This window comes from Burkholderia vietnamiensis LMG 10929 (assembly GCF_000959445.1).
In the GTDB taxonomy this organism is placed as follows: domain Bacteria; phylum Pseudomonadota; class Gammaproteobacteria; order Burkholderiales; family Burkholderiaceae; genus Burkholderia; species Burkholderia vietnamiensis.
In genome coordinates, this window is record NZ_CP009631.1 from 1,242,479 (window position 1) to 1,258,016 (window position 15,538).

Consider the following 15,538-nt stretch of genomic DNA (forward strand, 5'->3'; position numbering starts at 1 on the left):
AGTCGGCGAACCGGCGAACCGCCCGAACCGCCCGAACCGCCCGAACCGCCCGAACCGCCCGAACCGCCCGAACCGCCCGAACCGCCCGAACCGCCCGAACCGCCCGAACCGCCCGAACCGCCCGAACGCCCGAACGCCCGAACGCCCGAACGCCCGAACGCCCAACGCCCAACGCCCAACGCCCAACGCCCAACGCCCAACGCCCAACGCCCAACGCCTCGCACCCACCCCCGCGCTTCACCGCGCCGGCGCGCCGTCGATCGCCTGATACGCGGCCCGCACGGCCGCCGCGCCGTACTTGCGCTCGAGCCGGCGCACGGTGAAGTGGCCGTGCGCCATCTGCTGGAAGTGATCGATGAACAGCGTGTTGACGGTCGCGCCGAGCACCGCGCCGATCGCCGGGATCGACTTCGCGGCCATCTGCTCGGTCACCTGCACGGAAAAACGTGACGCGACCGTCTGCACCAGCTTGAACACCGCCGCCGAGCTGTGCGCGGCCACACCTTTCGTCGCGATGTCGGACGACGCCTTCGAGATCGCCTGCGCGAGCGCGCCGCGCAGCACGAAATAGCCGAGATCTGCGTCCTCTTCCCGCTTGTCCGTGTCGCCGCCCATGCCGAGCACGGCCAGGCACTGCAACTGCGTGTCGACCGCCGCGAGATCCTCGCCCTCGCTGCGCGCGATGTCGCACACCGAGCGGAAGATCAGCGTGGTCGTGACCGGCAGCTCGACCGGCAGCGCGAGGAAGCCGAACGCGCCGCCGGCCGCGCCGGTCGTCGCGACCGCGAGCTTGTGCAGCAGGTTGCTCGGCTTGTCGGGCTCGGCATCGGGCGCAGGCGGCTTGCCGAGCGTGCGCAGCGCGATGTTCAGGCACTTGCGCAGCGCGAGCTGTGTCGCATCGTTGATCTTGCCGGTCGCGAACGTCGGCAGCCGCCCGATCATCTTCTCGACCGGCGCACCGAGCACGCTGGTCAGCTTCAACGTCAGCGACGGGCTTTCCAGCACCTGCTTCGCGCGCCGCAGCGCGTCCTGGTCCTGCGGCGACAGCGTCGCCGCAGGCGTGATCGAAATCGGTTCCATCGTTCTCCCTGGCGGCACGCCGCCCATCCCATGCCCGCGTAGATTACTCCGACGTGCTACACTTTCGCGATTGTTTGACACGTCAAAGATTGCATCAACAAAAAATGCCGGTCCATACTGCCGCCCACCATTCCAGCGGGCAACTTCTGCCGTTTCGCGAGTCGCTGCTCGCGATGATCGGGATCTCGTTCGTCACCATGCTCGTCGCGTTCGACCAGACGGTCGTCGGCACCGCGTTGCCGACCATCGTCGCCGAGTTGCGCGGCTTCGACCTGTACGCATGGGTCGCGACGTCGTACCTGCTCAGCTCGGTGATCACCGTGCCGATCTTCGGCCGCCTCGGCGACTATTACGGCCGCAAGCCGTTCGTGATCGTGTCGATCGTCGTGTTCACCGGCGCGTCGGTGTTGTGCGGGATGGCCAACGACATGCTGTACCTCGTGCTGGCGCGCGGCCTGCAAGGGATCGGCGGCGGCATGCTGGTCGGCACCGCGTTCGCGTGCATCCCCGACCTGTTCCCCGATTCGGTCGTGCGGCTGCGCTGGCAGGTGCTGATGAGTTCGGCGTTCGGCATCGCGAACGCGATCGGGCCGTCGCTCGGCGGGTTCCTGACCCAGTCGTTCGGCTGGCGTTCGGTGTTCTACGTGAACCTGCCGATCGGCATCCTGTCGCTGTTCTTCGTGTGGCGCTACCTGCCGCACCTGCGGCACGTCGAGCACGACCGCAGCATGCGGCTCGACTGGCCCGGCGCCTTGCTGATCGCGCTGTCGCTCGGCGCGCTGCAGCTGTTCGTCGAATGGCTGCCGAAATACGGCTTGATGAGCTGGGCGTCGCTGCTGCTGGTAGTCGCGCTCGGCGCGGGCATGGCGTTGTGGCACTGGGAGAAGCGCTGCGCGCAGCCGATCCTGCCGTTCGACATGTTCGGCAACCGCGCGCTGTCGGCGCTGTTCGTGCTCGCGATGCTCGCCGGCTTCTCGATGTTCTCGCTGCTGTTCTATGCGCCGCTGCTGTTCCAGGGCGGCTTCGGGATGTCGCCGAAGGCGGCGGGGCTCGTCATCACGCCGCTCGTCGTGTTCATCACGATCGGCAGCATCATGAACGGGCGCGTCGTCACGCGCATCCGCCATCCGAACGCGATGCTGCACGTCGGCTTCGGGCTGTTCGCGTTCACCTGCGCGGGTGTCGTCGTGTCGACCCACACGACGCCTGGCTGGATGCTCATGGTCTTGATGGTCGCCGGCGGGATCGGGCTCGGCTTCGTGCTGCCGAACCTCACCGTGTTCGCGCAGCAGACCGCCGGTCGCGAGCACCTCGGCATCGCGACCGCGCTCCTGCAATCGCTGCGCATGGTCGGCGGGATGATCGGCACCGCGCTGACCGGCACGCTCGTCAACCAGATGTATTCGAGCGGCGTGCACGATGCGCTGGCCGGCGACCGCGCGCTGCAGTGGCATGCGCAACTCGCCGATCCGCAGATCCTGATCGACCGTGCGGCGCAAGGCCGTCTGGTCGCGGAGCTGACGGCGGCCGGGCATAATGGCGCGCTGCTGCTGGAGGCGGCCCGCGAATCGCTCGTCGGTGCGATTCACCTGGGCGTCGCGATGGCGGCCGTCGTCGCCGTGGTGTCGGTGTGGCAATGCCGCCGCGTGCCGCCGATCGCGCTGCGACGCAAGGTCGAACCGCATGTCGCGGCCGATTGAAACGATTCACCGAATGAACGAGTAGGCATCAGCGCATGGAAGAACCGGACCGCATCGCGATCTTGCAGCAATTCGGACGCACGTATCGCGCGTTCATGAGCGCGTTCGAAACGCACGTCGGGCAGCCGATGCCGCGCTGGCGCATCATGGTGGCGCTGCACACGCTGGACGGCCAGGCGTCGCAGAAGAAGCTCGTCGAGGTGCTGCGCATCGATCCGGGCGCGCTCACGCGCCAGCTGAAATCGCTCGATGCGCTCGGCTGGATCGAGCGCGCGTCCGATGCCCGCGACAACCGGGTGACCAACGTCACGCTGACCGCCGCCGGGCGGGCGGCGTTCGACGCGTGCCTGCCGCGCCGCAAGGCGTTCCTCGACCGCACCGTCGCGCAGTTGCCGGACGACGTGCTGACCGCGCTGTCGGGCGCGCTGGCGATGCTGGAGTCGCGGATCGCGGAGGTCGGCTCGACGCCGTCTCCGCACTGAAGGGCGGCGACCGGCGCGGCGCGGCGGGCCCGAGAGCCCACCGCCCGGCGCCGGCCGGCGCTCGTCACATCACTTCATTTCCGTTCTACGGGCACGACGACTTCGCTCACAGCTCGATGCGCGTGCCGAGCAATGCGAGGAACTGCGCGAGCCATGCCGGATGCGCGGGCCACGCGGGCGCGGTGACGAACGGCGCGTCGGTCACGGCCGCATCGACCGGAATGTCCGCATATTCGCCGCCGGCGAGCTTCACTTCGGGCGCGCAGGCCGGGTAGGCCGAGATGCGCTTGCCGCGGATCACGTCGGCGGCCGCCAGCAGCTGCGCCGCATGGCAGATCGCGGCGATCGGCTTGCCGGCCTGCGCGAACGCGCGCACCAGCGCGATCACCTTCGCATCGAGACGCAGATATTCGGGCGCGCGGCCGCCGGCGATTGCGAGCGCGTCGTAGCTCGACGCGTCGACGTCGTCGAAGCTCGCGTTCAGCGTGAAATAGTGGCCGGGCTTTTCGGTGTAGGTCTGGTCGCCTTCGAAATCGTGGATCGCGGTCTTGATCTTGTCGCCGGCGTGCTTGCCGGGGCACACGGCGTCGACGCGATGGCCGACGGCCTGCAGTGCCTGGAACGGCACCATCGTTTCGTAGTCTTCGGCGAAATCGCCGGTCAGGAACAGGATCTTCTTCGCGGCCATGGCACTCTCCATTCAACGGCGTTGAAGGGCCGTTCGCGCGGCGAGCGGCGCACGGCCGCCGCGGCGGCGATGCGGCCCCGAGGACGAATGCGCAGTGTACTCCGCCCGCTCGAAGCGTGCGTGACGGCCACCCGCGGCGGGGCGGTGCCACGCGCGGGCGGCGTGTCAGAAGAACGTTTCGACGACTTCCGTCACGCGGTACTGCGGATCGACGACGAGCAACTGCCGCCATTTGTCGAACGTGAGGCACGGGTGCGAGATGTCGAACGCGACCATGTCGCCGACCTTCACATCCGCGCCCGGCGGGATCTGCAGATACGCGTGCTGGTCCATCATCCCCGTCACGGCCCAGCCTTCGGTGGCGGCCAGCTCGCGCGGCGCGCTGTCGCGGCCGGGGCGGAAATGGCGCGCCGGCTCCGGCATGCCCGCGTCGAACGCCGCGTCGCGCTTGCCGAGCGCGACGATCGCGCGGTCCGGTTCCGGCACCGACTGCACGTACGCCCACAGCTGCAGCGCCGGCAGCAGCCCTTCGCCCATCCTGCGTGCGATCGGATTGCGCGCGAACACGTCCGCTTGCGCCTTCCTGTAGATGCCGACGTCATGCGTCAGATAGCAGCCCGGACGCAGCACGATCTCGGCGAAACCGGCGTCGGACGCCTTCGCGAATTCCTCCGCGACCACGTCGTACCACGCGGAGCCGGCCCCCGACAGGATCGCCGGCGTGCGCGCGAAGCGGCCGGCTTCGGCCAGTTCGCGCGTGAGTGCGACCGCGTGTTGCAGGAACGTGCGGATCTCGCCTTCTTCCTTCAGCACGCCTTCGTAGAGTTCGATGCCGGCCAGCTTCAGCGTGTCCGGATGGCGGGCGATCGCATCGAGCACCGCCTGGCGCTGCGCAGCGTCGCGCACGCCGGCGCGGCCACCCGGCACGCCGAGCTCGAGCAGCACGTTCAGCGTCTTGTTCGCCGCGCCGAAAAAGCGGCCGAGCTGCTCGACGCCATCGACGGAATCGACGAGGCAGAAGAACTCGAATTCGGGATCGGACAGCAGCCCCGCGATGATCGTCATGTTCTGGCGGCCGACCAGTTGGTTCGCCAGCAGCACGCGCCGCACGCCGCCGTGATACGCGGCCTGCGTCTGGTGCGCGGTCGCGAGCGTGATGCCCCACGCGCCGGCCGCGAGCTGGCGGCGGAACAGCTGCGGCGCCATCGTCGTCTTGCCGTGCGGCGCGAACTGCGCGCCGTACTGCTGGACGAACGCCTGCATCCAGTTCAGGTTGTGTTCGATCCGGTCGGCGTACAGCACGGCCGCGGGCAGGCTGACGTCCTCCGCGAGCAGGTTCCACTCGAGGCGGCCCGCTTCGTCGAGCGGCACGCTCGCGCTCGGCACGTTGCCGAGGCCCTTGCCCAACGGATCTATTTTCGGCTCCTGATAGTTTGTAACTTTCATGTCGTCCCGCTCCATCATCACTATGCATTGCATCAAAGTTGACATGCCGATGGTACCGAAAGTAGCATCGGCGCGGTGATGTTATTTAGTAACACGATGCGCGCCAGCGCTTTCCACCGATGAATTCCCCCGTCTCGCGGGCCGCGTCACGCGCGGCCGCCCAGTCATCCGCGCAGCTTGCGCAGCCGGCCGTCGACATCGTCGCACGCATCACCGAATGCGCGCCCGAACTGCGCGACGCCGAGCGCAAGGTCGCTGCGTTCATCCTCGCCGATCTGGCGCGCGCCGCGCATGCCAGCATCGGCGCGCTTGCGCGCGACGCGCAGGTGAGCGTCGCGACGGTCACGCGGTTCGCGAAGGCCGTCGGCTGCCGCGACGTGCGCGAGCTGAAGGTGCTCGTCGCGCAGGCGGCGGCGGTGGGCCGGCGGTTTCTGGCGCCGTCCGACCAGCCGCACGCCGACGATACGAGCCCGGCATCGGTGGTCTACGACGAGATCTGCGTCGCGCTCGCGCACAACCACCAGCTGCTGCGCAACACGTCGTTCGACGCGGCGGCCGATCTGCTCGCCGGCGCGCAGATGATCTACGTGTACGGGCAGGGCGGCGGCTCGACCGCGCTCGCCGACGAGCTGCGCTTTCGCCTCGTGCGCTTCGGCCGGCCGGTCGCGAGCTACCAGGACAGCCTGCTGCAGCGGATGGTGTCGGCGACGCTGTCGCGCGACGCCGTGGTCGTCGCGCTGTCGGTGAGCGGGCGCGTGCCGGAGCTGCTCGACAGCTGCCGCGTCGCGAAGCGCTACGGCGCGACGCTGATCGCGATCACCGCGCCGGCTTCGCCGCTCGCGAAGCTCGCCGATCACCTGATCCCGGTGGTCGCGTTCGAAACCGATTTCATCTACAAGCCGTCGACGTCGCGCTACGCGATGATGATGGCGATCGACGTGCTCGTGACCGGCGTCGCGCTGCGGCTCGGCGATGCGGGCCGCGAATCGCTGCGCCGCATCAAGCATGCGCTCGACGCGCATCGCGGCGGCGGAGATCGTCAACCGGTAGGAGACTGACCATGCATTCGCATCCCGAAGCCGCCGATACGCTGATCGTCGGCGCGCAGCTGTACGACGGCACGGGCGCGCCGCCCGTCACGCGCGACGTCGCGATCCGCAACGGCGCGATCGCGGCGATCGGCAACCTGTCGAACTGGCTCGCCGAGAGCGTCGTCGATGCGAACGGCCGCGCGCTCGCGCCCGGTTTCGTCGACGTGCACACGCATGACGACACGCACGTGATCCGCGCGCCGCAGATGCTGCCGAAGATCTCGCAGGGCGTGACGACCGTGATCGTCGGCAATTGCGGGATCAGCGCGTCGCCGGTCACGCTCGCCGGCGACCCGCCCGATCCGATGAACCTGCTCGGCGAGCGCGACGCGTTCCGCTACCCGACCTTCGCCGCCTATGTCGCGGCGGTGAACGAAGCGCGCCCGGCGGTCAACGTCGCGGCGCTCGTCGGGCACACGGCGCTGCGCAACAACCAGATGGACCGGCTCGACCGCGCGGCGACCGACGGCGAAATCGCCGCGATGCGCGCGCAGCTCGACGAGGCGCTCCAGAACGGCGCGCTCGGTTTGTCGTCGGGCCTCGCCTACGGCTCCGCGTTCGCGGCGCCGACCGAGGAAGTGATGGCGCTCGCCGAGCCGCTCGCGAAGGCGCGCGCGCTGTATACGACGCACATGCGCACCGAGTTCGACGCGATCCTCGATGCGATGGACGAGGCGTACCGGGTCGGGCGGCACGCGCAGGTGCCGGTCGTGATCTCGCATCTGAAGTGCGCGGGGCCGTCGAACTGGGGGCGCAGCACCGAGGTGCTCGCGTCGCTCGACGGCGTGCGCCGCCTTCAGCCGGTCGGCTGCGACTGCTATCCGTACAGCCGCAGCTCGTCGACGCTCGACCTGAAGCAGGTGAGCGGCGACATCGACATCACGATCACGTGGTCGGCGCCGCATCCGGAAGTCGCCGGCAAATTGCTGAAGGCGATCGCGGCCGACTGGGGCGTGACCGAGCAGGAAGCCGCGCAGCGTATCCGTCCGGCCGGCGCCGTATACCACAACATGTCCGAGGACGACGTGCGGCGCATCCTGTCGCACCCGGCGACGATGGTCGGCTCCGACGGGCTGCCGAACGATCCGCTGCCGCATCCGCGCCTGTGGGGTGCGTTCCCGCGCGTGCTCGGCCACTATGTGCGCGACACGAACCTGCTGCCGCTGGAGGAGGCGATCCGCAAGATGACGTCGCTGTCCGCGCGGCGCTTCGGGCTCGCGCGTCGCGGCGAGGTGCACGTCGGCTACCACGCGGATCTGGTGCTGTTCGATCCGGCCCGCGTGATCGATGCGGCGACCTTCGAGCAGCCGCAGCAGCCGGCGCACGGCATCGACGCGGTGTGGGTGAACGGCGTGCTGACCTACGAGAACGGGCAGCCGACCGGCGCGCGCGCGGGCGGCTTCGTGGCGCGTGGCGAGCGTTCTGCGGCCGCCGCCGATGCGGCCTTCTGAGCGCGGCAGGCAGGTCGAGATTCGGCGTGTGCCGCGAGCGGCGCGCGCCTTCGCAATGAAATGGAACTGAACCGGAACTGAAACGGAGTGAAACGATGAAGCGATATGGCGTGGGCGAAGCGAAGGGGACGGGCGGCCAGGTGATGCCGTTCGCGCGGGCGGTCGAGGCCGACGGCTGGCTGTACGTGTCGGGGCAGACGCCGATGGTGAACGGCGAGGTCGTCGAAGGCGGGATCGTCACGCAGTCGAAGCAGGCGATCGAGAACCTGATCGCGATCCTGAAGGAAGCCGGCTACGGCCTCGAGGACGTCGTGCGCTGCGGCGTGTGGCTCGACGACGCGCGCGATTTCGCGTCGTTCAACAAGGTGTTCGTGTCGTACTTCGGCGCCAACCCGCCGGCCCGCGCGTGCGTGCAGTCGAGCATGGTGATCGACTGCAAGGTCGAAGTGGACTGCATCGCGTACAAGGCGCCGGCGAAGTAACGCGGCCGCGCTGCTGGTCGCAAGTCAAACAGCCCCGCCGGTGCAAACCGGCGGGGCTGTTGCGTTCAGGGCCGCGCGCAGCGGCCGGTGCGCGTCACTGCCGCGCTGTGCGCGCGTTGTCCGGCATCGACTGGTTGTAGTTGGTGCGGAACGGGTTGATGTCGAGCCCGCCGCGGCGCGTATAGCGCGCATACACCGCGAGCTTCAGCGGTTTGCACGCCTGCAGGATGTCGAGGAAGATGCGCTCGACGCACTGCTCGTGAAAGCCCGTGTGGTTGCGAAACGAGATGATGTAGCGCAACAGCCCCGCGTGATCGATCTGCGGGCCGACGTAGTGGATCTGCACGCTGCCCCAGTCGGGCTGGCCGGTGACCGGGCAGTTCGAGCGCAGCAGGTCGGACACCAGCGTCTCCTCGACCGGCGCTTCGTCGGCGGCGGCCGACAGCAGCGACGGATCGGGCTCGTACACGTCGGTGTCGAGGTCGAGGCGGTCGAGCGACAGCCCGTCGAGCTCCTCCATCTGCAGCTTGCCGAAGTCGTGCGGCGACACCAGCTGCACCGACACGCTCGCGCCGCACGCGGCCGACACGTCGCGCTTGAGCACGTCGCGCACGGCATCGACGGAATCGAACTTCGATTGCGCGAACGAGCCGAGATACAGCTTGAACGACTTCGATTCGACGATGTTCGGCGATTCTGCCGGCACGTAGAAGGTCGCGACCGCGAGCTGGGGCTTGCCGCGCGCGTTCAGCCACGACAGCTCGTACGCATTCCAGATGTCGGTGCCGAAGAACGGCAGCGCGGCGGCGATGCCGAGCTGCTCGCGCGCGCCCGCGCGCGGGATCGGAAACAGCAGCGACGCGTCGTACTGCGCCGCGTAGACGGTGGCCTTGCCGAGCGGGGAATGTTCGGGGTTCATGGCACGCAACCTTTACGACAGGAACAGGCGGTAGGCCGGATTGGCGCTCTCTTCGACATACGGATAGCCGAGCGCGGCCAGGAAGCGTTCGAACTCGGCGCGATCGGCCTGCGGCACCTGCAGCCCGACCAGGATCGAGCTGTAGTCGGCGCCCTGGTTGCGGTAGTGGAACAGGCTGATGTTCCAGTCCGGCGCCATCGACGACAGGAACTTCATCAGCGCGCCCGGCCGTTCCGGAAACTCGAAGCGGAACAGACGCTCGTCGAGCGCCAGCGGCGAGCGGCCGCCGACCATGTAGCGGATATGCTCCTTCGACAGCTCGTCGTGCGTCAGGTCGACCGTCTTGAAGCCGTGCGCGTCGAAGTTCGCGGCGATCTCGGCCGACTCGCCGCGCCGGCGGATCTGCACGCCGACGAAGATGTGCGCCGATTTTTCATCGGCGATCCGGTAGTTGAACTCGGTCACGCTGCGGTCGCCCACCAGCGAGCAGAACCGCTTGAAGCTGCCGCGCTCCTCGGGGATCGTGACCGCGAACACGGCTTCGCGCGCCTCGCCCACTTCCGCGCGTTCGGCCACGAAGCGCATCCGGTCGAAGTTCATGTTCGCGCCGGAGGTGACCGCGACGAGCGTCTGATTCTCGATCCCTTCGCGTTCCACGTAACGCTTGGCGCCGGCGACCGCCAGCGCGCCGGACGGCTCGAGCACGCTGCGCGTGTCCTGGAACACGTCCTTGATCGCCGCGCACAGCGCGTCGGTGTCGACGGTGACGACGCCGTCGAGGAATTCGCTGCACAGCCGGAAGGTCTCCTCGCCGACCAGCTTCACCGCGGTGCCGTCGGCGAACAGCCCGACTTCGCTGAGCTCGACGCGTTCGCCCTTCTGCAGCGACTGCGCCATCGCGCACGAATCCTCCGCCTGCACGCCGATCACCTTGATCTCGGGCCGCACGGCCTTCACGTACGCGGCGACGCCCGACGCGAGCCCACCGCCGCCGATCGGCACGAAGATCGCGTGGATCGGCCCCTGATGCTGCCGCAGGACTTCCATCGCGATCGTGCCCTGGCCGGCGATCACGTACGGATCGTCGAACGGGTGCACGAACGTGAGGCCGCGCTCCTGCTGCACCTTGAGCGCATGCGCGTACGCATCGCTGTACGACTCGCCTGCCTGGATCACCTCGACGCTCGGGCCGCCGTGCGCGCGCACCGCGTCGACCTTCACCTGCGGCGTCGTGACCGGCACGACGATCACCGCCTTCACGCCCATGCGCGCCGCCGAGAACGCGACGCCCTGCGCATGGTTGCCGGCGGACGCGGTGATCACGCCGCGCGTGAGCGCGTCGGCCGGAATGTGCGCCATCTTGTTGTACGCGCCGCGCAGCTTGAACGAGAACACCGGCTGGTTGTCCTCGCGCTTCAGGTAAATGGGGTTGCGCAGCCGTGTCGACAGGTTGCGGGCCGGTTCGAGTTCCGTCTCGCGTGCGACGTCGTAGACGCGCGCGGTGAGGATTTTCTTCAGGTAGTCGTGGGATGCCATGGGCGCTCGCGGGCAGTGCGAAAAGCAGAGGGTAAAGGATCAATGATAGCGCCAAGGGTCCGCCTGCACGCAAGCGACGTGCCGGCGGCAGCTTCGCCGCGCGGCGCGCACGACGCCGTTTGTGGCCAGCCATGCCGTGCTTGCCGGGTCAACTGCGCGGCTAAACCGCGGTTTAACCGCGCGGTTACCGACCGGCCGGCCGGCGAATGCCGGCGCGAAGCGGCGTCGAGCCAGGCCTGGCGCGGCTTGCGGCGAAAGCCCCACGACCTGTCCGGCGTGCCACGGACGGCCCGATCATGGGTTAGAATTCCGTTTTGAATCAAGGATCGGAAGATGCAGAGGCACCCTCGGATCGCCCCGTTGAAGCCGACGCCGCGCGCTGCCAGCCCCGCGGCGCAGCGGCATGCGCGCCGCGCGCGATCGTGCTGATGGCGCCGAGTGCCGCCAGGCCCTGCCGGCCCGGATCGGTGAGTCTCCACCCGTTCCGGCCCCCTGCGAGATAGTCGCGCGCCTGGCACCAGAACAGATTTCCCCAAGATTGCGCCCACGCGCTTGCCGACGCCCGTGCACGGTGTATCGGCCCTCCGAGTCGTCCGAACATGAACGCACCACAAGTTTTCGATCCGCATGGCGCGGCCGCCGCCGTCGCCGCCGACCCCGCGCCCCGTCTGCGCGAGATTCCCTACAACTACACGTCGTTCTCCGACCGCGAGATCGTGATCCGCCTGCTCGGCGAGGACGCGTGGTCGGTGCTCGACGAGCTGCGCGCCGAACGCCGCACGGGCCGCTCGGCACGGATGCTGTACGAAGTGCTCGGCGACATCTGGGTCGTGCGCCGCAACCCGTACCTGCAGGACGACCTGCTCGACAACCCGAAGCGCCGCGCCTTGCTGATCGAGGCGCTGAACCACCGGCTGACCGAGATCGGCAAGCGCCGCCGGGCCGACCTCACCGAGCATCGTGACGACGCCGGCCGCGAGCGCGCCGGCCGCGTCGAGATGCTCGAGGCCGCCGCGCAGCGCGCGGTCGACGAGTTTGCCGACGAATTCGACAAGATGGCCGACCTGCGCCGCCGCGCGACCAAGGCGCTCGGCCGCTGCACACAGAAGGACAACATCCGCTTCGACGGGCTGTCGCGCGTGTCGCACGTGACCGATGCGACCGACTGGCGCGTCGAGTACCCATTCGTCGTGCTGACGCCCGACACCGAAGCCGAGATCGCGGCGCTCATCAAGGCCTGCTTCGAGCTCGGCCTGACCGTGATCCCGCGCGGCGGCGGCACCGGCTACACGGGCGGCGCGGTGCCGCTCACGCCGTTCTCCGCGGTGATCAACACCGAGAAGCTCGAGCAGCTCGGCGCGGTCGAGCTGACCGAGCTGCCGGGCGTCGCGCACAAGGTGCCGACGATCTTCTCCGGCGCGGGCGTCGTCACGCGCCGCGTGACGGAAGCGGCCGAAGCGGCCGGCTACGTGTTCGCGGTCGACCCCACGTCGCTCGACGCATCGTGCATCGGCGGCAACGTCGCGATGAACGCGGGCGGCAAGAAGGCGGTGCTGTGGGGCACCGCGCTCGACAACCTCGCCTGGTGGCGGATGGTCGACCCGGACGGCAACTGGCTCGAAGTCACGCGCCACGAGCACAACCAGGGCAAGATCCACGACATCGCGGTCGCGCGCTTCGAGCTGAAGTGGTTCGACGGCGCGTACGCGCCGGGCGAGAAGCTGCTGCGCACCGAAATGCTCGAGATCGAAGGCCGCCGCTTCCGCAAGGAAGGGCTCGGCAAGGACGTGACCGACAAGTTCCTCGCCGGCCTGCCGGGCGTGCAGAAGGAAGGCTGCGACGGGCTGATCACGTCCGCGCGCTGGGTGCTGCACAAGATGCCCGCGCACACGCGCACCGTCTGCCTCGAATTCTTCGGCCAGGCGCGCGAGGCGATCCCGAGCATCGTCGAGATCAAGGACTACCTGTTCGAGACGTCGAAGCAGGGCGGCGCGATCCTCGCGGGCCTCGAGCACCTCGACGAGCGCTATCTGCGCGCGGTCGGCTACGCGACCAAGAGCAAGCGCAACGCGTTCCCGAAGATGGTGCTGATCGGCGACATCGTCGGCGACGACGCCGATGCGGTCGCGCAGGCGACCTCCGAAGTGATCCGGATGGCCAACGGCAAGAGCGGCGAAGGCTTCGTCGCGGTCAGCGCCGAGGCGCGCAAGCGCTTCTGGCTCGACCGCAGCCGCACGGCCGCGATCGCGAAGCACACCAACGCGTTCAAGATCAACGAGGACGTCGTCATTCCGCTGAACCGGATGGGCGAATACACCGACGGCATCGAGCGGATCAACATCGAGCTGTCGCTGAAGAACAAGCTGCAGCTGGTCGACGCGCTCGAGGCGTTCTTCCGCGGCGGCAACCTGCCGCTCGGCAAGACCGACGACGCGAACGAGATCCCCAGCGCCGAACTGCTGGAAGACCGCGTGCAGCAGGCGCTGGAGCTGCTCAAGCGCGTGCGTGCGCGCTGGGAGTTCGTGCGCGACCGGCTCGACCAGCCGCTGCGCGAGGCGCAGCACTACCTGGTGCAGCTCGGCTACGAGGCGCTCGCCGAGAAGTTCGCCGATCGCGCCGACGAGCAGCCGGGCGCGAGCGTGTTCCACGTCACGCAGGACCGCACGATCCGCATCTCGTGGAAGCAGGAGATCCGCGCGGAGCTGCGCGCGATCTTCAACGGCGGCGCGTTCAAGCCGATCCTCGACGAAGCGCAGGCGATCCACAAGCGCGTGCTGCGCGGCCGCGTGTTCGTCGCGCTGCACATGCACGCGGGCGACGGCAACGTCCACACCAACATCCCGGTCAACTCCGACAACTACGAGATGCTGCAGGACGCGCATGCGGCCGTCGCGCGCATCATGACGCTCGCGCGCTCGCTCGACGGCGTGATCTCCGGCGAACACGGGATCGGCATCACGAAGCTCGAGTTCCTGACCGACGACGAGATCGCCGAATTCCGCGCGTACAAGCAGCGCGTCGACCCGAACGGCCGCTTCAACAAGGGCAAGCTGCTCGACGGCGCGGATCTGCGCAACGCTTATACGCCGAGCTTCGGGCTGATGGGTTACGAGTCGCTGATCATGCAGCAGTCCGACATCGGCGCGATCGCCGATTCGGTGAAGGACTGCCTGCGCTGCGGCAAGTGCAAGCCGGTGTGCGCGACCCACGTGCCGCGCGCCAATCTTCTGTACAGCCCGCGCAACAAGATCCTCGCGACGTCGCTGCTGGTCGAGGCGTTCCTGTACGAGGAGCAGACGCGCCGCGGCGTATCGATCAAGCACTGGGACGAGTTCAACGACGTGGCCGACCACTGCACGGTGTGCCACAAGTGCGCGACGCCGTGCCCAGTGAAGATCGACTTCGGCGACGTCACGATGAACATGCGCAACCTGTTGCGCAAGATGGGCAAGAAGAAGTTCAACGCCGGCAATGCGGCGGGGATGTTCTTCCTGAACGCCACCAATCCGCAGACGATCAACGCGGCGCGCACCGTGATGATGGGCGTCGGCTACAAGGTGCAGCGCTTCGCCAACGACATGCTGAAGAAGGTCGTCACGAAGCAGACGCAGCATCCGCCGGCGACGACCGGCCGGCCGCCGGTGGTCGAGCAGGTGATCCACTTCGTCAACAAGAAGATGCCGGGCAACCTGCCGAAGAAGACGGCGCGTGCGCTGCTCGACATCGAGGACAACAAGATCGTGCCGATCATCCGCAACCCGAAGTCGACGACCGTCGATTCGGAAGCGGTGTTCTACTTCCCCGGCTGCGGCTCCGAGCGCCTGTTCTCGCAGGTCGGCCTCGCGACGCAGGCGATGCTGTGGGAAGCGGGCGTGCAGACGGTCCTGCCGCCGGGCTACCTGTGCTGCGGCTATCCGCAGCGCGGCTCGGGCCAGTACGACAAGGCCGAGAAGATCGTCACCGACAACCGCGTGCTGTTCCACCGCGTCGCGAACACGCTGAACTACCTCGACATCAAGACGGTGGTCGTGTCGTGCGGCACCTGCTACGACCAGCTCGCCGGCTATGAATTCGACAAGATCTTCCCCGGCTGCCGGATCATCGACATCCACGAGTTCCTGCTCGAGAAGGGGATGAAGCTCGACGGCGTGACGGGCACGCGCTACATGTATCACGACCCGTGCCACACGCCGATCAAGACGATGGACCCGGTCAAGCTCGTCAACGAGCTGATGGGCGCGGAGAAGGACGGCTACCGGATCGAGAAGAACGACCGCTGCTGCGGCGAGTCGGGCACGCTGGCCGTCACGCGTCCGGACGTGTCGACGCAGGTGCGCTTCCGCAAGGAAGAGGAGATCCGCAAGGGCGCGGCGAAGCTGCGCGGCATTCCCGTCATGGCCGACGGCGCGCCGGCGCCGGCGGCCGCGAGCGGCCCGGACGTGAAGATCCTGACGAGCTGCCCGTCGTGCCTGCAGGGCCTGTCGCGCTACAACGAGGACGCGAACCTCGAGGCCGACTACATCGTCGTCGAAATCGCGCGCCAGGTGCTCGGCGAGAACTGGATGGCCGATTATGTCGCACGTGCGAACAATGGCGGGATCGAGCGCGTACTGGTCTAATGCGGGCATGCAACGAGAGCGGGCGCCGGCGTTGACGAGCCGGC

Annotated in this window: 11 protein-coding genes; 6 read left to right on the forward strand and 5 right to left on the reverse strand. The window is 68.4% G+C overall.

Features of this window, described 5'->3' with window-relative positions:
- Nucleotides 1-237: 237 nt before the first annotated feature.
- Nucleotides 238-1,080, reverse strand: a complete 843-nt coding sequence (locus AK36_RS15670; protein WP_011886014.1) for an EcsC family protein — start codon at nucleotides 1,078-1,080, stop codon at nucleotides 238-240.
- Between the two features lie 104 nt (nucleotides 1,081-1,184).
- On the opposite strand from AK36_RS15670, the gene AK36_RS15675 reads away from it, so the two are divergent.
- Nucleotides 1,185-2,780: an MFS transporter gene (locus tag AK36_RS15675; protein ID WP_011886013.1), complete on the forward strand. Its 1,596-nt coding sequence runs from the start codon at nucleotides 1,185-1,187 to the stop codon at nucleotides 2,778-2,780.
- Between the two features lie 35 nt (nucleotides 2,781-2,815).
- On the forward strand, nucleotides 2,816-3,262 hold the full coding sequence (locus tag AK36_RS15680; protein WP_014723633.1) for a MarR family winged helix-turn-helix transcriptional regulator: 447 nt from the start codon (nucleotides 2,816-2,818) through the stop codon (nucleotides 3,260-3,262).
- A gap of 106 nt (nucleotides 3,263-3,368) precedes the next feature.
- Here the strand turns inward: AK36_RS15680 and AK36_RS15685 are convergent, their stop codons facing one another.
- Together AK36_RS15685 and AK36_RS15690 are read right to left on the reverse strand one after the other, a co-directional pair.
- Complete coding sequence (locus AK36_RS15685) at nucleotides 3,369-3,950, reverse strand: DJ-1/PfpI family protein (RefSeq protein ID WP_045578783.1); 582 nt, start codon at nucleotides 3,948-3,950, stop codon at nucleotides 3,369-3,371.
- A 165-nt stretch (nucleotides 3,951-4,115) separates the two neighbouring features.
- Nucleotides 4,116-5,396, reverse strand: a complete 1,281-nt coding sequence (locus AK36_RS15690; protein ID WP_045579428.1) for an amino acid deaminase — start codon at nucleotides 5,394-5,396, stop codon at nucleotides 4,116-4,118.
- A 119-nt stretch (nucleotides 5,397-5,515) separates the two neighbouring features.
- On the opposite strand from AK36_RS15690, the gene AK36_RS15695 reads away from it, so the two are divergent.
- The 3 genes from AK36_RS15695 to AK36_RS15705 all read left to right on the forward strand — a co-directional run bounded on the left by AK36_RS15695 (nucleotide 5,516) and on the right by AK36_RS15705 (nucleotide 8,420).
- The gene (locus tag AK36_RS15695; RefSeq protein WP_014723631.1) at nucleotides 5,516-6,454 is read left to right on the forward strand and encodes a MurR/RpiR family transcriptional regulator; all 939 of its coding nucleotides are present in this window, start codon (nucleotides 5,516-5,518) and stop codon (nucleotides 6,452-6,454) included.
- Between the two features lie 2 nt (nucleotides 6,455-6,456).
- Entirely contained in the window at nucleotides 6,457-7,938 is a 1,482-nt protein-coding gene (locus AK36_RS15700; protein ID WP_014723630.1) for an N-acyl-D-amino-acid deacylase family protein, read from the forward strand.
- 95 nt (nucleotides 7,939-8,033) lie between these two features.
- Nucleotides 8,034-8,420 carry a RidA family protein gene (locus AK36_RS15705; protein WP_045578784.1) on the forward strand — a complete coding sequence of 129 codons (387 nt, stop codon included), beginning with the start codon at nucleotides 8,034-8,036 and terminating at the stop codon, nucleotides 8,418-8,420.
- A gap of 94 nt (nucleotides 8,421-8,514) precedes the next feature.
- Here the strand turns inward: AK36_RS15705 and queF are convergent, their stop codons facing one another.
- Nucleotides 8,515-9,339, reverse strand: coding sequence for an NADPH-dependent 7-cyano-7-deazaguanine reductase QueF (queF, locus tag AK36_RS15710; RefSeq protein WP_011886006.1), 825 nt, complete (start codon nucleotides 9,337-9,339; stop codon nucleotides 8,515-8,517).
- A 12-nt stretch (nucleotides 9,340-9,351) separates the two neighbouring features.
- Nucleotides 9,352-10,875 (reverse strand): threonine ammonia-lyase, biosynthetic, encoded by a 1,524-nt coding sequence (gene ilvA, locus AK36_RS15715; protein ID WP_045578785.1) that lies wholly within the window; start codon nucleotides 10,873-10,875, stop codon nucleotides 9,352-9,354.
- 599 nt (nucleotides 10,876-11,474) lie between these two features.
- On the opposite strand from ilvA, the gene AK36_RS15720 reads away from it, so the two are divergent.
- A complete protein-coding gene (locus AK36_RS15720; RefSeq protein WP_011886004.1) occupies nucleotides 11,475-15,494 on the forward strand; it encodes a DUF3683 domain-containing protein in 4,020 nt (1,339 codons plus the stop codon).
- The last annotated feature ends 44 nt before the right edge of the window (nucleotides 15,495-15,538 follow it).